Origin of the sequence: Myroides sp. C1519, from assembly GCF_038039755.1 — a bacterium.
GTDB lineage: Bacteria > Bacteroidota > Bacteroidia > Flavobacteriales > Flavobacteriaceae > Flavobacterium > Flavobacterium phaeum_A.
The window spans coordinates 65,436-88,342 of the sequence record NZ_JBBPHM010000005.1 but is presented as its reverse complement, the minus strand read 5'-3'; the positions used below and the strand labels follow the sequence as shown (position 1 = coordinate 88,342).

The following is a 22,907-nucleotide window of genomic DNA, read 5'->3' as shown; positions in this document are numbered from 1 at the left end:
TATAACTTATATTTGCCGTTAATAGTAATCAGAATAATTGAAATATGATTAATGTTAACGGCAAAATTGTTTCTAATAGTGAGATATCATTAGAAAATAATAGAGGGTTTTTATATGGAGATGCTGTTTTTGAAACAGTTAGAGTATTAGATAATAAAGTTTTATTTGTAGAGGATCATTATTTTAGATTAATGTCTTCAATGAGAATCTTGAGAATGGCAATTCCAATGGAGTTTACAATGGAATATTTTCAAGAGGAAATTATTAAAACAGCACAGGCTTTAGATAGTAATGCAAACGCTATTAGAGTTCGTTTCAATGTTTATCGTGATGCAAATGGTAGATATCTTCCAACTGATAGAAAGATTGGTTACATCGCAACCGCAGAGCGTTTGGATCAATCGGTTTATGGCTTTGATGAAGTTGCATACGAAGTTGAGCTATATAAAGATTTTTATGTAACAGCGCATTTACTATCTACACTTAAAACAAATAATCGTTTGATAAATGTAACAGGTAGTATTTTTGCTGATGAGAATGGATATCAAAACTGTTTTTTATTGAATGATAGTAAAAATATTGTAGAAGCTTTGAATGCTAATATTTTTGTTGTTAAAGATAAAGTGGTAAAAACTCCACCTTTAAGTGATGGATGTGTAAAAGGTATAATGCGTAAACAAGTAATGGAATTACTTGAGAAACACCCTGATTATACATTGGAAGAGGTTTCTATTTCTCCTTTTGAATTACAAAAAGCAGATGAGATTTTCTTGACTAATGTTATTACAGGTATTCAAGCTGTTACTAAATACCGTAAGAAGGAATTTAAAAATGATCTTTCAAAAGATTTATTAAATAGATTAAATGCAAAAATCCGACTTCTTTAATTGAAGTTCGGATTTTCTGGTGCATTTAGCCAGATGGAGTAATCTTGGCCTAATGATTTTATAGCTTTTTTCCATACTTGTTTAGAGGGAATTGTCAAAAGAGAATCATATTCAAATTTATCAATAGTTATCCAATAGTTATCTTCTATTTCATTCTCTAATTGATTAATATCCCATCCTGTATAGCCTAAGTAAAACCGTATATCTTCTTTAGAGAGTACTCCAATATTTATTAGGTTTAAAATGGTGTCGAAATCACCTCCCCAATATATTTCTTCGTATATATGTAAAGAATTAGGTATAACATCTGGTCTTTTATGTATGCAAAATATTTTATCCTGTTCTACAGGACCTCCTTCATAAATAGTATGGTGTGCATCCGTTGTAGGAATTAAATCATTTAAAGTTACTTCAAGGGGTTTGTTAAGTACAAATCCGACAGAACCTAATTCTTCGTGGTCTGCCAATATGATTAGTGATCTCGAGAAAGATAAATCAATCAAGTTAGCAGAAGGTAAAGAAATAAGCATATCACCTTTAGAGATGTTTTTTTTGTTTGTCATTTAGAAAAAAAAGGTATTGTTGATAACCTAATATACAAAAAAAAGACCTCATTTAATAAAAATGAAGTCTTTTTAGATCTTTAAAAAAAGTATTTATTTTATTGATGCTTACTTTTTCTTATTTACAGCGCCTTCTAATTCAGAACCAGCTTTGAATTTTACAACTTTTTTAGCTGCAATTTTAATAGTTTTTCCTGTTTGAGGATTTCTACCTTCTCTTGCAGCTCTATCAGTCACAGACCAAGAACCGAAACCTACTAATGAAATTTTATCTCCTTTAGCTAAAGTTGTTTCGATGTTTGATAAAAATGATTCTAATGCTTTTTTAGCTGCTACTTTACTGATTTCTGCATCTTTAGCAATCGCGTCGATTAATTCTGTTTTGTTCATAATAATTTTTTTTAATGGTTAACTTTATTAACGTCCTCTTACAAATTTAGGGCTATTCTCTTATAAAACAAGTGTTTTGCCCAAAAAAATAGAAAAAGTTAAAGTTTTATTTTGGTTTTTTTTAAGCCAAAGTCACTTTAGTATTAAAACCTTGATTTTAATGCTGTTAAATTGCTTTTGCTTCCTCTGTAAAAGAGACTCCGTTTAGCAATTCGTTTGCTTTCATTGGTTTCTTTCCTGGGAATTGTAATCTTAGAATATTAATGAAACCATCTTGAATCGCTACTCTTATTTCCTTCTTTGTATGAGTTATTGTACCTAATGGTAAATTGTGTACTTCTTTTTCAAAAATAGTTTCGTACAATTTTACGTTCCATTCTTGTTCCTTATCTGTAATTGTACACCATGCAGTAGGGTAAGGGCTAAGTCCGCGAATCAAATTGTGAATAGCAGCACCCGGTTTTGAGAAGTCAACTTTAGTGTTGTCTTTATTTAGTTTATAAGCTGTCTTTGTTTCCTCTTTAGGTTGAGTAGTTGTTACAACTTTGTCGTTCTCTATTAAAGAAAGCGTTTCTATTACTGTTTCTGCTCCTAAAAGCATTAACCTGTCATGAAGTTCGCCTGCACTTTCGTTCTCATCGATAAGAGCCTCTTTTTTCAAGATAATTGCTCCCGTATCTATTTTTTCGTCAATAAAGAAAGTTGAAACACCTGTTTTTGTTTCCCCATTGATAATCGCCCAGTTAATAGGTGCCGCACCTCTATAGTCAGGCAATAAAGAAGCGTGTAAGTTGAAAGTTCCTAATTCAGGCATTTTCCAAACTACTTCGGGTAACATTCTAAAGGCAACAACCACATTCAAATTAGCATTGTAACTTTTAAGTTCTTCTAAAAAAGCTTCATCTTTAAGGTTTGTAGGTTGTAGGATTGGTAGGCTTTTTTCAAGAGCATATTCTTTAACAGCAGAATATTTTAGTTTTTGACCTCTACCAGCTGGTCTATCAGGTGCAGTAATTACTGCTACTATATTGTATTTATTTTGATACATAGCATCAAGGATTCCAACTGCAAAGTCAGGTGTTCCCATAAAAATGATACGTAAGTCTTTCATATTATTAGGTATTGATTTTTATCGTTTGGTTTTATTTTATTCTCTTCAAGTAACACTTGAATAGCATATGAGATTTCATCTTTTGTAAATTGATTTAATAAGTCAATATCTTTTATGCTTAAAGGTTTTTCTTGTATGAGTTTATAAATTTGTGATATAACATTTACTTTTTCTTTAGAAGTAGAATTCAGTTTTTTCTTCATACAAGTAGAGCACGTACCACAATCTTTATCTAATTCTTCATCAAAATATTTTAAAAGAATTCTGTTTTTGCAAATATCTTCATTTTGAATATAAAACAGTAAAGAGTCGTATTGATTTATTTTTTTCTCATTGTATAGTTTTAAATGAGGGAACGTTCTGAATAAAGCTCTATCCTCTTCCCAAGCTTCATTAAATATAACTGTTATATCATTCTCTTCAGGAGTGAATCTGCATAGTTCTTGTTGTTGACATTCTTGTAAGCATTTTACGATGTTTTCTATTGTTTCTTCTGTATGTTGAGAAATAATATCAAGATTTATATCAGTTTCATATTCGTAGATACCAGGATAGGTTCTAAGAATAAACAATAAAATGTTTTCATATATTTCGTTATCATATGAGAAATCTAAGATATCACTACTTGAAGCTGTAAAAATTAGTTTTGTTTTATTTCCAGTATTTTGAGTTAGACGTATTACTCCTTGTCTGTCTAAAAATTGTAAAGCGTTATATGCTTTACGGTAAGCGAATTTATTGTGAAAACAAAATTGATTAAAATTAAAACTATTTACGCTATTGTAACCTTCGCCATAGGCTATTCCTAAAAAGTTGTTTAATTTTCTGTAAAGTAGTTTTAAAAATTCTTTATCAAACAAACTATCTTTAAACTGGGTTGTATTTTGTTTTAGTTCTTGATCAGTAAATAATATTGTAGCAAATGCTTTGTTGCCATCTCTACCAGCACGTCCTGCTTCTTGGTAATAGTTTTCAATATTTTCAGGAATCTGAATATGAATGACATTTTTCACATTCTTTTTATCAATTCCCATTCCAAAGGCATTTGTTGCAACTATGATAGGAGATTTTTCTTCTATCCAGTCTTGCATCCTTTTTTTCTTCTCATTTATAGTCAGTCCACCATGAAAATAAGTAGCACTAAAATTGAGTTGATTTAAGCGTTGGGCAAAGAAAAAAGCTTCTTTTCTCGTTCTAACATATACAATACTTGGAGCAGCATTTTTTCGTAAAATTCTCTCTACAATGTTTATCTGATTTTCTACTTTATAAACTCCATAAATTAAGTTTTCTCTATAAAAGCTTTTCGTAAAAATCTTAGGTTCTATTAATTGTAGATTAGTACAGATATCTTCCACTACTTTTTGGTTAGCAGAAGCAGTTAAAGCAATGATAGGTGTATTAGGAAATAAATTGCGAAGTTTCCCTAATTCTAAATAAGAAGGTCTAAAATCATGTCCCCATTGAGAAATACAATGTGCTTCATCAATTGCAATTAAATTGATATTAAGTTTTTCTATTCTTTCTAATATCCACGTTTGTTGTAAGCGCTCAGGAGAAACATAAAGAAATTTGTAATTACCATACAGACAATTATCAAAGATTGCATCTATCTCGTGCATTGGCGTACCTCCTATAATTGCAGTAGCTTTTATATTGAGTTTGTTTAGATTATTAACTTGATCTTCAATCAAAGCGATTAGAGGAGAAACAACTAAACAAGTTCCTGGCATAACTAAAGCAGGGATTTGGAAGCAGATACTCTTACCTCCACCAGTTGGTAGCAAAGCAAAAGTGTCTTTTGCTTTCAGAACAGAATCAATAATCTGTTGTTGGGGTTCACGAAAGCTATCGTACTGCCAATACTTTTGAAGTATTTCAAGAGGTGTAACCATAATCTGTTAACTACAAGAAGTTTTGTAACGAATATAAGTATTTTATGGTAAATAAAAGGGTTATAGTTAGAAAACTATAACCCTTTTAGTGTAATTGTGATATTTTATTAAACTTTACTTAAAATAAAGTCTATTCTATTTTCAACTGTATCGCGAGGAACTTCAATTAAATCATATCCATATTTAGAATATGTGTTAATTAAGTGTTCGTGAATTTCGCTTGCTTCTTGGAAACTTTCATAACGTTGTTCATCACTAATGTAAATATTTTCCCAAGGTGGTAACAAGAAAATTTGATGATACATATGCTCTTTGCAAGCTGCATCAAAACTTTCAGGGTAATTATCCCCTTTGTAGTGCATATAAGCTAATACATCAGGTATTCCTCTATCTATAAATACAATATTGCTTTTTTCGCAAATTGCTTCTTTATGTTGCTTAATTCTCCCTTCTAAAAGTAATTGACTAAACAGTAAAGGCTCTGTTAAAAATAGTTGGTCAATTCCTTTTTGTTGAGCTTGTTTAGTTACCTCACGAGATATTTCTGGATAGCAAATATATCCCTTCTTAGTAAGTTCGTTAATCAACGTCGTTTTACCAGATCCTGGGCCTCCTATGATTAAGATTAATTTTGTGTTCATTTTGCTGTAAATATCAAAGGTGCAAAATTACAATAAAATGTTTGCTATGAAAGAGTTTTAACGACATCTTTTGAAAATACTACATCTAAAAATGATTATATTTGCCTAATAAAAAGATTATGGACGAAAAAACACAAGACTTTTACGCAAGACTTAAAGAGCAATTAGAGAGTGATACAAATTGGCCAAGACCTTATTTATACAAATTCATTGTGCCAGGTGATGCGAGTAAAATTGCTCAAGTAGAAGAAGCTTTCGACGGTTGTAAAGCTGATATTCAAATCAAAAATTCAAGTACAGGTAAGTTCTCAAGCGTATCTGTAAAATTAAATGTCAATAATGCTCAAGAAATTATTGATAAATATATTGCAGTATCTTCAATAGAAGGTATTGTTTCTTTATAACTTCGTTTTAATTTTAATTAGAACATTTATTTTATTGCGAATTCCTTTTTTAGTATATTTAGCTGAATTGATTTCGCATCATTTATAATTATAGTATCCTATGAATTTTAATTCTCGAGAAGCAGTAAATAATTTAGATTACAATACTTCTAAAAAAGCTCTTGTCATTCCAGAGTATGGTCGTCATATGCAAAGTTTGATTGACCATGTTTGTAAAATTGAAGATAGAGAAGAACGAAACAAAGCTGCACGCTATGTAATTAGCGTAATGGGGAGTATGAATCCTCACTTGAGAGATGTGCCTGATTTTCAACACAAATTATGGGATCAATTATTTATGATGTCAAAGTTTGAATTGGATGTTGATAGTCCTTTTCCAATTGCTACGCAAGAGACTATTTTTAGCAAACCTGAAAAATTAGCGTATCCTCAAAATCACCCTAAGTATAGATTTTATGGTAATAATATTACCTATATGATTAATAAAGCTATTGCCTGGGAAGATGGAGAAATGAAAGATGCTTTAATTATGGTTATTGCTAATCATATGAAAAAAAGTTACTTGAGCTGGAATAAGGAAACAGTTAAAGACGAGGTTATTTTTGAACATTTATGTGAATTGTCAAATGGAAAAATAAACTTGTTTAAGAAAGAGGAAGAGCTGTCTACTACAGCAAATCTAATTCAAGTAAATAAAAAACAATCAAATAAAGCTAATTTCACAAGCAATCAAAAGAACGCGAGTACAAATAGCAATAACAAGAAGTTTAAAACAAATAATAACTATCACTCTAAAGGTAAAAAATAATGAGTACTTTCAAAATAGAAGGAGGATTCCAATTAAAAGGTGAGGTGCACGCGCAAGGAGCTAAAAATGAGGCTTTGCAAATTTTATGTGCTGTTTTACTTACACCTGAAAAGGTAGTTATTTCTAATATTCCTGATATCATTGACATTAATAAGTTAATCGAGTTATTGGGTAATTTAGGGGTTAAAATAGAGGAATTAGGACCTAATAAAAAGTCTTTTCAGGCAGATGATCTAAATTTAGATTATTTAGTTTCTGACGATTTTAAAAGTGGAGGAAAAGCACTTAGAGGTTCTATTATGATGGTAGGGCCATTATTAGCTCGTTTTGGAAAAGGATATATTCCTAAACCAGGAGGAGATAAAATTGGAAGAAGAAGATTAGATACGCACTTTGATGGGTTTATCCAATTAGGTGCAAAGTTTAGATATAACAAAGAAGAGTATTTCTACGGAGTTGAAGCTGAAAAGTTAGTAGGAGCTGATATGTTACTTGATGAAGCATCTGTAACAGGTACTGCAAATATCTTAATGGCGTCAGTTTTAGCTGAAGGAAAAACTACAATTTACAATGCTGCTTGTGAACCATATATTCAACAACTATGTAAGATGTTGATTTCAATGGGAGCAAAGATTGAAGGTGTAGGTTCTAACTTGTTGAAAATTGAAGGAGTTAAGGAACTTTTCGGTTGTGAACACGCAATGCTTCCAGATATGATTGAGATTGGTTCTTGGATTGGACTGGCTGCAATGACTAAAAGTGAAATTACAATTAAAAATGTAGGGTGGGAACATTTAGGTGTTATCCCAAATACATTTAGAAGATTGGGGATTACGCTTGAAAAGAGAGGTGATGATATTTATATCCCTGCTCATACAGAAGGATATGAAATTCAAAGCTTTATTGATGGGTCGATCTTAACAATTGCTGATGCTCCATGGCCTGGATTAACACCTGATTTATTAAGTGTTATTTTAGTAGTGGCAACACAAGCAAGAGGAGAGGTGTTAATTCATCAAAAGATGTTTGAAAGCCGTTTGTTCTTCGTTGATAAATTGATTGACATGGGAGCTAAGATTATCTTATGTGACCCACATAGAGCAGTGGTGATTGGACACGACTTTAAATCTCAGTTAAAAGCAACTAATATGTCATCTCCTGATATTCGTGCTGGTATTTCTTTATTAATTGCTGCACTTTCTGCTAAAGGGGTTAGTGTAATTCAGAATATTGAACAAATTGATAGAGGGTACGAAAGAATCGATGAGAGATTGAGAGCTTTAGGTGCACATATCGAGAGAATAGAAGATTAAATATAATTGTCTTAGTTTTTATAAGAATAAGACAATAAGTAATATAAAAAAGGCTACGTGAATTTTACACGTAGCCTTTTTTTATTCTTTATTTTTGAAGTAAATCCAATATTTTAATCCCAAAAACGACTCCGTATTTATTTGGAGCATCAGCTGATACAGCGCGGAAGTAGTCTATTCTAAATGGTCTAAACTTACCAAAACCAACGTTGTTCAATCCGATACTAAATTCGCCATACACATCTTTGTCTGGCACGTGTAGCATATGATATCCGGCAACTAATGAATATCTCGTTTTATTTAAAAGAGGAATTTTGTTGATGATAAACCCTCTAAAGTCGTGTTCTAAGTGTAATTCTATATATGATTTGTTTGTACTGTATTCATAATAAGGTAATAAGTTAAAGTGCTTGTTATACACAGCAGATGAACCTATAAAAGTGCTATTACCATTAAAATGCTTATAGTCTGTAAAAGCAATATTGTTTTGTTCTAAATATTTACCAGCACTTAAACCAATATATAGATTACCAATGTTTCCAATGTTGTCATTGTATTTAGTTGATAATGACACATAAGTATAATTGTAATCACTTGTTGTTGAGTTTAATGCTTTTTCTAAATTTAAAAATAGAATAGGGTATTTAGATGTTGGTATATATTGTTTTCGATTAGGGTAACTTATTATTTTTTGATCAAACACTAAATTGAATCCTATGTTTAATTTAAAGATCTTGTTGTCTTCGAATGGATGATTTTCTGTATCATTTGGATCTAATGGATTATTTGAAGAAAAGGTTAAATGTGGTACGAAAGGTGGTGTGTTAATGTGATTACTCAGTGCTTTTCTTGAGGAGTATTCTAAGCTTGTTGTCAGTTTTAATCCATTAAAAGCGTATTGTTCATATTGCAGTTTAAGAAAACTCTTTTGAAAATATTTCGCATAGTTCTTACCAAACCAGGCACTTGCAAATGAGTTAATAGGTGTTTTAATCGGATCATCTTGGTTGAATTGTAAGATTGAACTTCCTCCTGAAAGCGTAACTTTATTGTAGTTCTTTTGGTTGAAAATATGAGATGCATATCCTGAAACTCGATATTTGTTTTCTGACACTCCGTAATTAACAATTGTACCCATTTGTGTTTGTTGGAAGTCATCGTAATCTTTTACGTAGTCAAGTCCAGTGGTAACATTAAACCCTTGTACGGCATTAAAAGCAAATGTTGAAAGCAATCCCCTATACGAATAAGAAGTAGCTTTATATGAGTTAATGTATTGGTATCCTTTGACTAATTTAAATAAAGTAAAATTATTAGATCTTTTATCTATTGAATCTAATGTAGCTTTAGTTCCCTCTTGTGCAAAAATAGTTTGTGAGTTAAAGGTCTCAATCTCTTTTTGTTTCAAAGTATAAGGTCTTAGGTTGTCCCAGTAATCTTCTGTTTTGTTTAAAAAGTTATTAGAATATTGAATAAGCTCATTAGAGAAATCACTTTTATGTAAAGTGTTGTCATATTGGTAATCACTATAAATGGCATCAAATTGACCAGTAAAGTTGAAGACAAGAAACTTTCCTTTTAAATAAATATTCTGTGAACTCTTTATGTATTTATTAAAACTATTATCGTGTTTATAATTTTGAACTAATACCAATTGCTGTATATGTTTTAGCCCAATATTTTCTCCATTCATTGCAGCATATAGGTGTGTTACTTGCCACTGATCACTCGTGATAGTCATCGATCCTTTCATAATGGGTTCTCTATCTCTTTTGGGAGTAAACTCTATTTCATATAGCGTATTACCATTGCTATCTTTGTTAATGCTTTTAACTGTAAAATAGTAATATGTTTTAGCGTAAGGCATTAGTGGAGAGACTAAATTAAACTGTTTTGAAGCGACTTTGTTAGTCAGATTAATATCACTATCAGAAGCAGTTAAAAAGTATAAGTCCTTAGAAATACCTACCTCCTTAAGACCAATTACCTTTTCTGTCGTGTGATTTTCATTTAATGTTGTAACCTTAGAGGAAATTTCACCGAGGTAAACAAAATTTCCTGATGGATCAATATCCAATGAAGGGTCTAAATCTTTTCTTTTTTGTCCTAAGAAAGAGTTTCGGGAAGTTGCTAATTGTAAGTTTCCTTTAGAATAGTAGTCAAAAGAATACTTAGTTAAGGTATTTTGTTTCAGATTTTTTGCAACTAATCCCATTATAAATAAGGCATATTCATCTTGAGGATTTTCATAAAAAAAATCTACTTGGTCTAAAGGTTTTAAGATAATATCCCATTGACCATTTGGAGTGTTATTATCAGTATATTCTAATTTTTTTGTGATATGATCTTCTTCTTGTATAAAAATTATGTCTTTTTGATTTACGCCAATTTTAAAAATACCATCTATGTTAGTAGTTGTTTGCCTATCAGTATTTTTGACAAATACCTTCGCATTAGGCAATGCTTTTCCGTTAGGAGAGGTCACTCGTCCTAATATAGAAGCTGTTTGACAGTAAGCATTACAAGTAATAAGTAATAAAACTATAGTTGTAATTACTGAATTAAATAGATATTTTGACATTAAATTTGAAAGGATGCTATAGCTAAATCATAACTTTTTAATCCAAAACCAACTATTGTTCCCTGACAAACACTTGATATATATGAATGTTTTCTAAATTCTTCACGCTTGAATGTATTCGAAATATGAACTTCGATGACAGGCGTTTCGATCGCAGCAATAGCGTCAGCAATTGCAATAGACGTATGTGTATAGGCACCTGCATTAAGGATTATTGCATCATAAGAAAAGCCTACTTCGTGTAATTTATTAATAAGTTCTCCTTCAATATTAGATTGGTAGTATTCTAATTGTACTTCTGGATAGTTGTTTTTTAAACGAAGAAAATACTCTTCAAATGATTGATCCCCATATATAGTAGGCTCTCTTTTTCCTAATAAATTTAGGTTAGGACCATTAATTATTAATATTTTCATAGCCATTTAATTAAGTAGTAACAAATATATTATATAATAGTATAGGTGTACTATTAATTCACTCTATATTATGTTTTTTGTGCTTTACTTTTATTTATAAGACAAAATGTAATTATAGTTTTGTTAATGTTTGGTTGTTTTTAAAGATATATTTATGTGTTTAAGTTAATCTTCTTGTGAATATGTGTAGATGTTGTGTTATTGTTGGTTATAATTAGGTGGTTCTGTTTATTAGTACTTTTGTTAACAATTATTTAAGTAAAATATTTTATTTTGTATATCCTTGTAATACAAGGTGTTGTGGTTTTTATAATAGGTTATTCTTTGCGATTCTGTTATATTTTTATTAAAAATTCTGTAGTTTTTATAGGTAGTTTGTACATTTGACTTAGTTAAAAATTAAAAATAGCTAAATATGAAAAAATTAGTACTTTCAGTTATGGCAGTTGCAGCTTTTGGTTTTGCAGCTAACGCACAAGAAAAAGAAAAACCAACTTACGGATTCCAAGAGTCTAATGTATTTTTAGAAGGAAGCTTCAGTATTTCTGATTCTAATGTGAAAATGACAGGATCTGATGAGAAAATTAAAACTACAAACTTCGAAGTTAACCCTAAAGTAGGTTATATGTTGAATGATAAATTTGCTGTTGGAGCTTCTGTAGGTTTCGGTAAATTAGGTCTTGACAACGAATTATTTGATGGTGCTTTTGACGGTGTTGATGCAGAGTACATTAAATCAACTTACGCTGGTGTTTTTGCTCGTTACTACTTCTTAGAAGTTGGTCAACGTTTCAAAACTTTTGCTGAAGTAGGTGTTGGATTTAGCGAAGGTAAAATGGATGTAAGTGGAGTTACTAACAAAGCAACTGGTATCCGTGCTGGTTTAGACTTAGGTTTCAACTACTTCTTAACTCAAAACTTAGCAGTTTCTTTCAACGTTGCTAACGTATTCTCTTACGCTAATTACAATGTAAAAGTTGATGGTGAAAAAACAAACACTGTTTCTAACACTAACGCTAATGTTAACATTTTCAATAACTTCTTTGATAATGCTAAATTTGGTTTAACTTACAAATTCTAATTAATAGAATAAGTAAAACTTATATTATTAAGAGCCTCTCATTTCGAGAGGCTCTTTTTTTTGTTTGTATATTTGAAAGGTATAAAATCAATTTATGTTATCTAATTACTGGGAGAAAAATATAAAAATGTTTACAACTTATCTGAAGTTGGAAAGGGGATTGTCAGAAAATTCTTTGGAGAGTTATGAGCTTGATGTTCGTAAGTTTCTGATGTATTTAGGTGGATATGAACAAGAGTATAAACTTGAAGAAATTGATGTTGCCTTAGTACAAGAGTTTTTATATTCAATTGCAGAAATTGTAGCGCCTACTACTCAGGCACGAATTATTTCGGGATTGAAGAACTTCTTTAATTATTTTATTCTTGAAGGATATATAGAAAAGTCACCTGTAGAGTTGATAGAAGCTCCTAAAACAGGGCGTAAATTACCAGATACGCTTAGTTTAGAGGAAATAGATTTGTTAATTGGTGCAATTGATCAGTCAACACCGGAAGGTTTTAGAAATAAGGTTATGTTAGAGGTGTTATATAGTTGTGGACTTCGCGTTAGTGAATTGGTTGGTTTGCGATTATCTGATTTGTTTTTTGAAGAAGGGTTTATTCGAGTAATAGGTAAGGGGAGTAAACATAGATTTGTTCCGATTGATGAGCATTCGATGGAGTTAATTACTTTATATGTAAATACTATTCGCTCACAATACACAGTAAAGAAAGAGAGTAGTGATATTGTTTTTTTAAATCGAAGGGGAGCACAGTTAACACGTGCGATGATATTTACGATTATAAAGCGTTTAGCAGTAGAAGTAGAGTTGAACAAGAATATAAGTCCACATACCTTTCGTCATTCATTTGCAACGCATCTATTAGAGAATGGTGCGGATATAAGAGCAATACAGGTAATGTTAGGACACGAATCTATTACAACTACAGAAATATACACACACATCACTACAGAGCGCTTAAGAGTGGTTTTAGAGGATTATCACCCAAGGTCACAGAAATAGTTAATATTTCTTGGTCCACTTCTTTAAGTTAAGTATTTAAGAGGGAGTAGGATGCTATAAAATACACGTGAATTGTTGGTTGTTTATAACAAGTTGATAGTGTGGTACAATAGTAAACAGTTGGTTAAACCATAGCTGTTATAAAGAAAAACCGGTTGTTTGATAGATCTAAGAGATTGTGTAGATCAGGAGTAGGTTAGATTTGTTTTCACACTTATAGAAAAGGAAGTGAGTATAATTTAGAATAGGTAATTGATTAAAAGAATAAATAAAGACCTTAGGGTTTTAAGCATAAAAAAAGGAGTTATTGAAAAATAACTCCTTTTTTGTTTTATTACTTAGCAATGTTAATTGCTCTTGTTTCTCTAATTACAGTGATTTTCACTTGACCAGGGTAAGTCATTTCAGTTTGAATTTTTTGAGAAATATCAAACGAAAGCGTTGCCGCCATATCATCAGTTACTTTTTCACTTTCTACGATTACACGTAATTCTCTACCAGCTTGAATAGCATAAGCATTTTTCACACCGTTGAACTCGTTAGCAATACTTTCAAGATCTTTTAGACGTTGGATGTAAGAGTCTAATACTTGACGTCTTGCACCTGGTCTTGCTCCAGAAATAGCATCACAAACTTGAATAATAGGAGCAATTAACGTAGTCATTTCGATTTCGTCGTGGTGAGCTCCAATAGCGTTACAAACCTCAGGTTTTTCACCATATTTCTCAGCCCATTGCATACCTAAGATTGCGTGTGGTAGTTCGCTTTCTGTTTCTGGCACTTTACCGATATCGTGAAGTAATCCAGCACGTTTAGCTAACTTAACATTTAATCCTAATTCAGCCGCCATCAAACCACAAAGCTTAGCAACCTCTCTTGAGTGTTGTAGTAAGTTTTGTCCGTAAGATGAACGGTATTTCATTCTACCTACTATTTTGATTAATTCAGGGTGTAATCCGTGAATTCCTAAATCAATAACAGTTCTCTTACCAATTTCAATGATCTCCTCATCAATTTGTTTAGTAGTTTTAGCAACTACCTCTTCAATTCTTGCTGGGTGGATACGACCATCTGTTACTAAACGGTGTAAAGATAAACGAGCAATTTCTCTTCTAACTGGGTCAAAACAAGAAAGGATAATAGCTTCTGGAGTATCGTCAACGATGATTTCTACACCAGTTGCAGCTTCAATAGCTCTAATATTTCTACCTTCTCTACCAATAATTCTACCTTTTACATCATCAGATTCGATATTGAATACAGATACACAGTTTTCAACTGCTTCTTCCGTTCCAATACGTTGAATAGTATTGATAATAATCTTTTTAGCTTCTTGTTGAGCTGTAAGTTTCGCCTCTTCAATTGTTTCTTGAATAGAAGCCATTGCGTTAGCTTTAGCCTCAGTTTTTAAACTTTCAATGATTTGATTCTTAGCTTCTTCTGCAGTTAATCCAGAGATAATTTCTAATTGTTCAACTTGAGTACGGTGAAGTTTTTCAATTTCCTCTTGTTTTCTTTCGATAATTTCAAGTTTATGATCGTAATCTTTAACTCTTTTTTCTCCTTCTTCAACAGCTTTTTTTGCTTTAGCTAATTCACTTGAGATTTGAGATTCTTTATCTCTTGTTCTCTTTTCAGCTTCAGCAATTTTTTTATCTCTACTTAATATTACTTGCTCGTGTTCAGATTTTAATTCAATGAATTTCTCTTTTGCTTGTAATATTTTTTCTTTCTTGATTGCTTCACCTTCTGCTTTTGCGTCACGTAAAATTGTCTTTACTTCCCCCTCTGCGTTTTTCAATATAGAAGAAGCATGGTTTTTTTCAAGGTATTTTGCTACCATGAAGCCTATTGCGGCACCGATCACAATTCCTCCAATGGTCATCAATAATATTTCCATAAATGTTCCTATAAATTATATATAAAAAAAGCTCACACCAGCTTGAGTCGCGTAAACTCTCTAAATAACAAGTTTTGAGTTAGCCTGCTGTTCAAGGATCTGCTTAACGCAGCGTGCTTTAGTAGCAAAGATTCACCCATTTTAATTTGTTTGCGTTGAGTTTATCAAACAGTACTAATGTGAGCAGTATTTTTAGTCTTATGTAAAGAACGTGATTTCGAATTTATTTTGATAGAATACGATCTAAAGCTTCATCCAGTTTTATTAATCTATCCACAGCTTTTGTATATCCTTCTGTAGTGTCAATTGTTTTCTGTTCATTTTGCGATGCAAATTGTAATGCACACATCGCTAAAACATCTTGCTTATCTCTAACAGCATAGTTTTCTTCAAATTGATGAATCATTATCTCAATCTTCTTAGAAGCAGAACGCAAGGCCTCCTCCTGAGAATAACCAACTGTTAGTGGGTAAACCCTATCAGCAATTGATAATTTTATCTTTAATTGTTCATCATTTTTACTCATATACCTCTATTTTGTGAGATGAGCTATACATTGATCGATTTCTTTAATCAATGAATTTATCTTCAGTTTCGTATCTCTTCTATTCTCTTCACTGCCCAATAGCGAACTCGCTAAACGTAACGATTCATACTTTTCATAAATTGAATCCAACTGCTTTTCATTTCTTTGAATCTCCTCTTCTGCTGAAAGTAAAGTCTTTTTCAACTCTTTATTTTCAGCTTCTAATACATTCAGTCTTTGTACAAGTCTTGCAAACTTAACTTCCAAAGAATTGACAACATCAGTTAGTTCACTCATTACGCTTAATATTCACTATCCTAATACTACAAAGTTACAATTAGTATTCATATTTAAAAAGCTTTCATAAAAAAAAAAGAAAATTTCTATGCATAATTTACAAGCTGTTAGCTATGTTGTTCATTTTAAGTCATAATACTAAATATTTTGGCTCTTATTATGTATTTTAGCCAAAAAGTTTTTTTGTTATGAATGTAAGAGTACTTACTGGTATTATCTTATGCGGTTTCGGTGTTTACGCTCAAAATAACAACACCCTTCAATTTGACAATCCTTTACATATTCCTATTAATGCGTCTGGTAATTTTGGCGAATTAAGAGGTACTCACTTCCACGCAGGACTTGATATTAAGACCCAACAGCGTACGGGATTGCCTGTTTATGCTCCAGCTGATGGGTACGTATCGCGAATTAAAGTCTCAACTTGGGGGTATGGTAAGGCTTTGTATATTGATCATCCTAATGGACAAACAACTGTTTATGGACACTTGGATAGTTATGCTGGAGAGATTGCTGATTTAGTGAAAAACAGACATTATGCTGAAAAGAGTTTTGAAATTGAAATATTCCCTCGTAAGAATCAACTTGCAGTAAAACGCGGACAAATTATTGCTTATACTGGTAATACGGGTGGTTCTGGTGGACCACATTTACACTACGAATTTAGAGATACGCAGACACAACAAATTTTAAACCCATTGGGTGAAGGAATGGATAAAATGCTGACTGATACGCAGGTTCCTTCTGTAAATGCTGTTTTTGTGTATCCATTGAGTGATGAGGCAGTTGTAAATCAAGGACAGATTCCTCAGCAATTATCATATGTTACTCAAAATGATGGAACGCTTTTAGTTTCGCCTATTAAAGCGAAAGGTACCATTGGTTTTGGAATTGATATTCACGATACAGCTAATTTCAATACAAACAAAAACGGTGTTTACGCAGTTGAAACTTTTGTAAATAGTAAGCGTGTCTTTAATTATAAGTTCGACCGTTTTTCTTTTGCTGAAAGCGGATTGGTTAATGCGTTAATTGACTATGAACGTTTTGTTACAACAAGAAAGAAAGTACAGAAGTTGTTTTATGACAAACCTTATAATCTTTCGGTTTTATCAATTGATGCTTCTAAAGGACAAATTAATGTGAAACCAGGGGAGAACTATACGTATAAAATAGTGCTTTCTGATTATCACGGAAACACAAAAACAATTAGTATTCCGGTTGAATATGCTGATGAAGTAGTTCAGAATGCAAGAAAAGTGGAGTCGGGAGAATACAAAATCAACGCAGATAGAGATTATATTTTTGAAAAGGAGAACGTAACAGTGAGTATGCCTGTTAAAGCGTTTTACAATGATTTTGAAATGAATATGTCTGTTGCAAATAATGTGTTGAAATTACACAAGCCTGTTGTTCCAATGGCGAAAAGTATTGCCATTACATTTGATACTTCAAATATGGATATATCAAATAGAGATAAAGCATTTATCGCTCGTGTTGATGGGGGAAAAAGAGATTATTTCAAAACAACTAAAAAAGGAAATCTGTGGACTATCTACACAAAGAGTTTTGGAGATTATAAGATTTTGACTGATGAAGTTGCGCCTAAGATTTACAAACCGAGTTTTGAAGAAGGACAGTGGATTAGTAGTGCAACAGAAGTTTCTTTTTTAATTTCTGACGATGTGGCTGGTATTTCATCTATTGTGGGAACAATTAATGGAAAATGGGCTTTGTTAGATTACGATTATAAAACAAAGAAAATTGTACATAAGTTTAGTGATAAGGTGGTTGTTTCAGGTAGAAATGACGTTGTGATAAAAGTTACTGATAATGTAGGAAATGAAGGTGTTTTCGAATCTCATTTCTTCATTAAGTAAATAACGAATAACTGTTAATAGGTAGTTTATTCAGCTGTAGAGAAGTACAGCTAAAAAATAGATTACTCATTTTGATGGATAAAAACACGAATTAAGTATCTTTGATTTATTAAACACTCATATTATGAAATTAGGCGTAGGATTGTTTTTAGGAATCTTTTTAGTATTTGGAGCTTGTAAGCAAGAAGAAGAGAAGCCAAAAGTTAGTTATAAAGAAGAGAGTTCTTCTACGGTTGGTACTGAAACAGTAAAAGAAAAAGAAAGAGCAGAGGATATTCGTATCGCTGACTTACCTGTTTTAATGGGACAGTCTAATTATTTAATTCACCCAGTTGGTGAAGTACGCGTTTATAGCTATACTTCTAAAAGTGGTATGAGTAAAGTGAGTCAAACTTCTTATACAGTTTCAAATTATGCTCCTTTTGAATTAACAGGATATCTTGAGAATTTAATGTTTCAACACAAAGATTCTTTAGAAATTAGACCGCTGACGGATGCTAAAATACAAATCCAAAGTGTTACATATTTAAACACTATTGCTGAGAAATTCAAGAAGAATATTTTAGTGTATAGCATTTTTGATGCGGATACAAACAGAGATGGTAAGATTGACTCTAATGATATCAAAACACTTTACATTAGTAGATCTAATGGGAAAAGTTTTAAAAGGTTGAGTGAAAATTTACACGAGGTGTTAGATTGGACTGTAATTGATGCTCAAAATAGGTTGTACTTTAGAACAATTGAGGATATTAATAAAAATGGAGCGTTTGATAAAGATGATAATGTAAATTATTACTACATCAATTTATTAGATAAAGATTGGGAAGTGATTAGTTACGACCCTTTACGTGTAGAGAAAGAAATAGAAATTTTAGAATAATATAAAAAAGCTCGTTGATTCAACGAGCTTTTTTTATGTTATAAATGCAACTTTTCTACTTGTTCTTTTAAAGCTTTATTCATCGCAATGAAACCAGCTAAAGTTTCAGTTTGTAATTTTTTTTTCAAGAAAGGAACAAGGATTCCTGAAAATTCTTCACTGTGGTAAAACTCACATTGTACTTCATTAATCTGTTTTATTTTAAAACAATGGTGTCCGTCAAAAATACCTTTACAGAGTAGTTTCCCTTTCCAACTAAAATAACGTTCTTTTCTATTGCAGAATACAATCGGCTTAAAAGACATTGAAGGAAGCTGAATAAACAAAGGCATTCCAATCACAGCCTGTCCTTCAATATGTGAAATAAAAGGATTCCAATTCGGATATTCTTGAAAGTCCATTAATACATCCCAAATTTGTTTTTTAGTCGCTTGAATAGTTATACTTGTTTCTATTTTCATCTTGTCAATTGTTTAGATGACAAAGATGTGTCTTCACAAACAAAGATCTCTTGACTTTAATCAAGAAAACACTTTCTGAAAAGTTGCTATAGTATGCCTACATTTTTTCAACGATATAGTCGTCTTTCTTCGTTTCTCCAAGGTTGAAGTGCAAGACCTCACCATAGCCAACCGGAATTTTGAATGTGTTTTCTAAAGGAGTATTCAATAGATAATTCCACATACATCTCATTGGACCTCCGTGTGTAATTAATAAAACCTTGTTGTATTTCTTTTGTCTTAGTTCGTCTAAAAAGGAAGTCACTCTTTGTTGTACAGTCATAAGGTTCTCCCCATAAGGAGGAGATGTATTCACAATATCGTTCATCCAGTTATCAAAACTTTGTTTCGGAATCTCATCCCAAGGTTGCATTTCCCAAGCTCCAAAATCCATTTCTAATAGCCTATCGTCAGAGGAGTAGAACTGGTTGAATTCTTCTGCAATAAACGTACATCTTCTCAAAGGGCTTGAAAAGATTGCGTCAATATCCATAGGAATTCGTTGTTTTGTTATTTTTATTTCATCTGTGTATCCATTTAACAAAGGTACATCAGTTTGACCGTAGCATACGCCAGTGGGGACATCTACTGCGGTGTGTCGCATTACATAAATTTCCATAATAGTATAGTTGATAGGTAAAATAGCACTTCACATACTTGTTGTATCGTTCCTAAACAATCACCTGTATATCCGCCGATGTGTTTTTTAAAGTAATAAGCTAAATAGAGTTTACCCAAATAGCTGATAAAAAAACTGAGGATAAAAATATAGTTGTTATAAAGGAAAAAGGGAACAAGTGTTATCGTAAGTGAAAATAATAGCGATTGATAAGGTAATCTTTTATTAGCTAATGGTTTTGATTTACTTTGGTCTGTGTCGCGTACATATTGATGTGTGTAAATCATTGTAGAAGCGTGAAATCTACTGGTAATATGCGCATTTATTAGCGTAATGACTACTAATGAAATAGATGCACTTCCGAGTTCGTGTAAGGCAAGAAATTTTAGTAGAAGCAACAGTACAATACCGATTACGCCATAAGCACCAATACGACTATCTTTCATAATAGTCATTATTTTTTCTTTGCCATAACCACCACCAAAAGAATCGCATACATCAGTAAAACCGTCTTCGTGAAATGCTCCTGTTAATAATACAGAGATACACATTGATAATACAATAGCGATGTCAATTGAAAATAAGAATTGAAATAAGTAAAAGCTCATTGCCGCCACACCACCTACGATATACCCAATAAAGGGAAAGTATCGCTGTGATTTATTCATTATTTCTTCGCTATACGGTATTTTAAACGGTATAGGTATTCTGGTGAAGAACATAATAGCTGTAGCAATATAAATTAGTTGCCTCCGAATCATTTGTTTGACACATTAGCAGATTGAAAACTTGCCATATTATTTAAAAAGGCAACAGCATTTTCGATAATAGGATAAGCCAAAGCACAGCCCGTACCTTCTCCTAATCGCATTCCTAAGTCTAAAATCGCTTTTTGTTCTAAAGAACGAAGCATTAAGTTATGACCAATTTCATCTGATTTATGACAGAAAATAGCGTTGTTTATTATTTTAGGGTTAATTCTATTAGCACATAAAAAAGCACTTGAAGCAATAAAACCATCTACTAAGATAATCATATTGTGTTCATACGCTTCTAACATAGCTGCACACATTTGGGCAATTTCAAAACCACCAAAGAACATAAGTGTTTCCTGTGGTGTTTTTGGTTTTGGATGTGCGTCTAATACAGCAGTAAGTGTCTGTTTTTTCTGTTGCAATTGTTTTGCATTTAATCCCGTACCATTACCTACACATTTATCAATTGGTAAGTCTAAGAAAACACTCATTAACAAAGAGGCAGAAGAAGTATTTCCAATTCCCATTTCTCCAAATCCAATTATATTAGTACCCTTTTCAGCAATATCACGTACAATTTTCTGTCCCATTTCAAAGCAAAAGTTTAATTCACTTTCTGACATTGCCTGATTTGCCAACATATTTTTTGTACCATATCCTGCCTTAGCATCTATTAAAGTTGGAGATAAAGAAAAGTTGTGGTTTACGCCAGCATCTACGATTTTGATGTCAATATTATTTTGCTTACAAAATACATTAATAGCTGCTCCTTCACTTAGAAAATTACTAACCATTTGAAAAGTTACCTCTTGTGGGTAAGCACTAACACCTTCTTTAGCTAAACCGTGGTCTGCTGCAAAAACTACAATTGTAGGGTTAACAAGTTGCGGGGTTAATGATTGTTGAATTCTTCCTATTTTAAAAGCAATATCCTCTAATAGTCCAAGTGCTTTTAATGGTTTTGTTTTTAAATTAATTTTTTCTTGAAGTTGCTCGTCAAAAGTCATTGTGTAGTAAGTTGGTTTACACAAATATAACTTAATTCGTAATATATCAGTATAAGAATAAACGTTTAAAAGGAAATTGATTTCTTTCTAATACGGCTGAGTGTTTCTGGTGTTATTCCTAAAATAGACGCAATATATTGATGAGGTATTTCATTGAATAGTCCCCCATATTCATTAAAAAAATTCCTATATCGTTGTTCTGCGTTAAGAGAAATAAATTGAAAGATACGCTGTTCCATCTGTTCAAAACAATGGGCTATAAACATTCTTTCTTTTGCAGACCAATTAGCAATTTGTTGTTCTAAAGTAAGATAATCTGATTTTGAAATCACAAGTGCCTGAATAGGTGTTAAGGCCTCAATATTCCATTTGCTTGTAGTGTTGAATAACCAGGCAGATAAGTCTGTTACAAAGTAATTAGGCATACTAATCCACTGTGTAATTTCCTTGTCGTCTTGTATAGCATAGATTCTCGCAAAGCCAGATTGTATAAAGTAGAGGTGGTTACACTTTTGCGTGGTAGCAAGTAATAATTCACCCTTTTTAAAAGTAATTGGGGAGAATAAGTTTTCTGCTATTTTAGTTTCTTCAACAGAAAGTTGTAAGCTACTTTGAAGTTTTTCTGTAAATGTTGGCATAATCAAAAATAACAAAAAAGAAACGCCCTACGAAAAAAGTAGGGCGTTAATCAATTATTCTTGAGGAGTAGAATTATTCTTTAATTCTTCTTCCATTGCTTTTCTTTCTTTGATAAACTCTTCTAATTGTTTACCATATTTATGTGCCATTACTTCAGGAGAAAGCGATTTGTAAATCGTATCCAAGTATTTCACATTTGCATCATATAAATCAGTCAATGCAATATAAGGAGTAGCATCAGAATCTTTGTGATTCAATGCAAAATTTACAGCGTTAAGGTATTTTCTAACTAAGAACTTTTTAGACAGTTTAGTAATACTATCAATTTTAGCAGCATTGTTTTCTTTCTCAGCGTTGAAACGCGCTACTAACAATTCGTTTTGTTTATCTAAAACAGCAGATCTTGTTTTTAAGTAGTTTTCGTATGTTTCTTGAGATTTAGACCCTGTTACTTTAGCATCAGCATAAAAATTCTTCAAAGTAGTATTAACAGTCATTTGCCCTGGTTCAGCAAAAAACATAATTTGGTTGTCTTGAGAATTTGTATGTCCTCTGTCTAACGTCAAAAAGAATACCTCTGGGGAATCAATATTTAAATCAAATTTAAAACTTGAATCTCCAGTCACAGCTAAAGAGTCGATTGCTTTAAAAACAGTATCTTGTATTTGATACAAGTATAAATTACCTTGTTTAAAGCCATCTACTTTTCCAGTAACAATTAAGTTACCTTTTCCGCTTTCTTTATTACAAGAAACGAAAAGTGCTCCAGTAGCTATTAAAAGAGTGTAAAGAATTTTTTTCATAT

24 protein-coding genes and 1 other RNA gene are annotated in these 22,907 nt (G+C 31.9%); 8 read left to right on the top strand and 17 right to left on the bottom strand.

Translation table 11 applies throughout. The features are described 5' to 3' along the window. Window positions 1-44: 44 nt before the first annotated feature. The gene (locus AABL81_RS04705; protein WP_158210314.1) at window positions 45-887 is read left to right on the top strand and encodes an aminotransferase class IV; all 843 of its coding nucleotides are present in this window, start codon (window positions 45-47) and stop codon (window positions 885-887) included. Here AABL81_RS04705 and AABL81_RS04700 read toward each other — a convergent pair. The 5 genes from AABL81_RS04700 to AABL81_RS04680 form a co-directional block, all read right to left on the bottom strand. Beyond that, window positions 884-1,450 (bottom strand): YqgE/AlgH family protein, encoded by a 567-nt coding sequence (locus AABL81_RS04700; RefSeq protein ID WP_341340459.1) that lies wholly within the window; start codon window positions 1,448-1,450, stop codon window positions 884-886. The two genes, AABL81_RS04705 and AABL81_RS04700, sit on opposite strands and share 4 nt — an antisense overlap. 108 nt (window positions 1,451-1,558) lie before the next feature. Further along, complete coding sequence (locus AABL81_RS04695; RefSeq protein WP_158210316.1) at window positions 1,559-1,840, bottom strand: HU family DNA-binding protein; 282 nt, start codon at window positions 1,838-1,840, stop codon at window positions 1,559-1,561. A 166-nt stretch (window positions 1,841-2,006) separates the two neighbouring features. Then, window positions 2,007-2,951: a methionyl-tRNA formyltransferase gene (gene fmt / locus AABL81_RS04690; protein ID WP_158210317.1), complete on the bottom strand. Its 945-nt coding sequence runs from the start codon at window positions 2,949-2,951 to the stop codon at window positions 2,007-2,009. Then, a complete protein-coding gene (locus tag AABL81_RS04685) occupies window positions 2,948-4,846 on the bottom strand; it encodes a RecQ family ATP-dependent DNA helicase (protein WP_341340458.1) in 1,899 nt (632 codons plus the stop codon). Before AABL81_RS04685 ends, fmt begins: the two co-directional genes overlap by 4 nt. A gap of 107 nt (window positions 4,847-4,953) precedes the next feature. Beyond that, window positions 4,954-5,487 carry an AAA family ATPase gene (locus AABL81_RS04680; protein ID WP_158210319.1) on the bottom strand — a complete coding sequence of 178 codons (534 nt, stop codon included), beginning with the start codon at window positions 5,485-5,487 and terminating at the stop codon, window positions 4,954-4,956. Between the two features lie 119 nt (window positions 5,488-5,606). Here AABL81_RS04680 and AABL81_RS04675 point away from each other — a divergent pair, with 119 nt between their 5' ends. The 3 genes from AABL81_RS04675 (at window position 5,607) to murA (ending at window position 8,012) form a co-directional block, all read left to right on the top strand. Beyond that, window positions 5,607-5,891 carry a DUF493 family protein gene (locus AABL81_RS04675; protein ID WP_158210320.1) on the top strand — a complete coding sequence of 95 codons (285 nt, stop codon included), beginning with the start codon at window positions 5,607-5,609 and terminating at the stop codon, window positions 5,889-5,891. Between the two features lie 100 nt (window positions 5,892-5,991). Then, window positions 5,992-6,699 carry a DUF4290 domain-containing protein gene (locus tag AABL81_RS04670; RefSeq protein WP_341340457.1) on the top strand — a complete coding sequence of 236 codons (708 nt, stop codon included), beginning with the start codon at window positions 5,992-5,994 and terminating at the stop codon, window positions 6,697-6,699. Next, on the top strand, window positions 6,699-8,012 hold the full coding sequence (gene murA / locus AABL81_RS04665; RefSeq protein WP_090408794.1) for a UDP-N-acetylglucosamine 1-carboxyvinyltransferase: 1,314 nt from the start codon (window positions 6,699-6,701) through the stop codon (window positions 8,010-8,012). Before AABL81_RS04670 ends, murA begins: the two co-directional genes overlap by 1 nt. Before the next feature lie 88 nt (window positions 8,013-8,100). On the opposite strand, the gene AABL81_RS04660 is transcribed toward murA, so the two are convergent. Then, window positions 8,101-10,593, bottom strand: a complete 2,493-nt coding sequence (locus AABL81_RS04660) for a DUF5686 family protein (RefSeq protein ID WP_341340456.1) — start codon at window positions 10,591-10,593, stop codon at window positions 8,101-8,103. Continuing rightward, window positions 10,593-11,009, bottom strand: a complete 417-nt coding sequence (gene aroQ / locus AABL81_RS04655) for a type II 3-dehydroquinate dehydratase (RefSeq protein WP_158210324.1) — start codon at window positions 11,007-11,009, stop codon at window positions 10,593-10,595. Before aroQ ends, AABL81_RS04660 begins: the two co-directional genes overlap by 1 nt. Window positions 11,010-11,424: 415 nt before the next feature. On the opposite strand from aroQ, the gene AABL81_RS04650 reads away from it, so the two are divergent. Beyond that, window positions 11,425-12,090: an outer membrane beta-barrel protein gene (locus AABL81_RS04650; RefSeq protein ID WP_158210325.1), complete on the top strand. Its 666-nt coding sequence runs from the start codon at window positions 11,425-11,427 to the stop codon at window positions 12,088-12,090. A 94-nt stretch (window positions 12,091-12,184) separates the two neighbouring features. Next, entirely contained in the window at window positions 12,185-13,096 is a 912-nt protein-coding gene (xerD, locus tag AABL81_RS04645) for a site-specific tyrosine recombinase XerD (RefSeq protein ID WP_341340455.1), read from the top strand. Between the two features lie 334 nt (window positions 13,097-13,430). On the opposite strand, the gene rny is transcribed toward xerD, so the two are convergent. From rny to AABL81_RS04625, 4 genes are all read right to left on the bottom strand, one after another. Next, window positions 13,431-14,996, bottom strand: a complete 1,566-nt coding sequence (rny, locus tag AABL81_RS04640) for a ribonuclease Y (protein WP_158210327.1) — start codon at window positions 14,994-14,996, stop codon at window positions 13,431-13,433. 53 nt (window positions 14,997-15,049) lie between these two features. Continuing rightward, window positions 15,050-15,157: non-coding RNA, 6S RNA (gene ssrS, locus AABL81_RS04635), on the bottom strand. 62 nt (window positions 15,158-15,219) lie between these two features. Then, window positions 15,220-15,522, bottom strand: a complete 303-nt coding sequence (locus AABL81_RS04630; RefSeq protein ID WP_341340454.1) for a cell division protein ZapA — start codon at window positions 15,520-15,522, stop codon at window positions 15,220-15,222. A 6-nt stretch (window positions 15,523-15,528) separates the two neighbouring features. Then, window positions 15,529-15,819 carry a hypothetical protein gene (locus AABL81_RS04625; RefSeq protein ID WP_158210329.1) on the bottom strand — a complete coding sequence of 97 codons (291 nt, stop codon included), beginning with the start codon at window positions 15,817-15,819 and terminating at the stop codon, window positions 15,529-15,531. 188 nt (window positions 15,820-16,007) lie between these two features. Between AABL81_RS04625 and AABL81_RS04620 the strand changes: the two genes are divergently transcribed. Both AABL81_RS04620 and AABL81_RS04615 read left to right on the top strand, forming a co-directional pair. Beyond that, a complete protein-coding gene (locus AABL81_RS04620) occupies window positions 16,008-17,699 on the top strand; it encodes a M23 family metallopeptidase (RefSeq protein WP_158210330.1) in 1,692 nt (563 codons plus the stop codon). A gap of 124 nt (window positions 17,700-17,823) precedes the next feature. After that, window positions 17,824-18,582, top strand: coding sequence for a hypothetical protein (locus tag AABL81_RS04615; RefSeq protein ID WP_158210331.1), 759 nt, complete (start codon window positions 17,824-17,826; stop codon window positions 18,580-18,582). A 38-nt stretch (window positions 18,583-18,620) separates the two neighbouring features. On the opposite strand, the gene AABL81_RS04610 is transcribed toward AABL81_RS04615, so the two are convergent. The 6 genes from AABL81_RS04610 to AABL81_RS04585 form a co-directional block, all read right to left on the bottom strand. Next, entirely contained in the window at window positions 18,621-19,043 is a 423-nt protein-coding gene (locus tag AABL81_RS04610; RefSeq protein ID WP_341340453.1) for an SRPBCC domain-containing protein, read from the bottom strand. Window positions 19,044-19,140: 97 nt separating this feature from the next. Next, window positions 19,141-19,701, bottom strand: a complete 561-nt coding sequence (cobC, locus tag AABL81_RS04605; RefSeq protein ID WP_341340452.1) for an alpha-ribazole phosphatase — start codon at window positions 19,699-19,701, stop codon at window positions 19,141-19,143. After that, window positions 19,686-20,462, bottom strand: coding sequence for an adenosylcobinamide-GDP ribazoletransferase (locus tag AABL81_RS04600; protein ID WP_341340451.1), 777 nt, complete (start codon window positions 20,460-20,462; stop codon window positions 19,686-19,688). The genes cobC and AABL81_RS04600 overlap by 16 nt, the downstream gene beginning before the upstream one ends. Then, on the bottom strand, window positions 20,459-21,463 hold the full coding sequence (gene cobT, locus AABL81_RS04595; protein ID WP_158210335.1) for a nicotinate-nucleotide--dimethylbenzimidazole phosphoribosyltransferase: 1,005 nt from the start codon (window positions 21,461-21,463) through the stop codon (window positions 20,459-20,461). The genes AABL81_RS04600 and cobT overlap by 4 nt, the downstream gene beginning before the upstream one ends. Before the next feature lie 65 nt (window positions 21,464-21,528). After that, on the bottom strand, window positions 21,529-22,101 hold the full coding sequence (locus tag AABL81_RS04590; protein WP_341340450.1) for a Crp/Fnr family transcriptional regulator: 573 nt from the start codon (window positions 22,099-22,101) through the stop codon (window positions 21,529-21,531). Between the two features lie 54 nt (window positions 22,102-22,155). After that, window positions 22,156-22,905 carry a DUF4369 domain-containing protein gene (locus AABL81_RS04585; protein ID WP_158210337.1) on the bottom strand — a complete coding sequence of 250 codons (750 nt, stop codon included), beginning with the start codon at window positions 22,903-22,905 and terminating at the stop codon, window positions 22,156-22,158. Window positions 22,906-22,907: the final 2 nt, after the last annotated feature.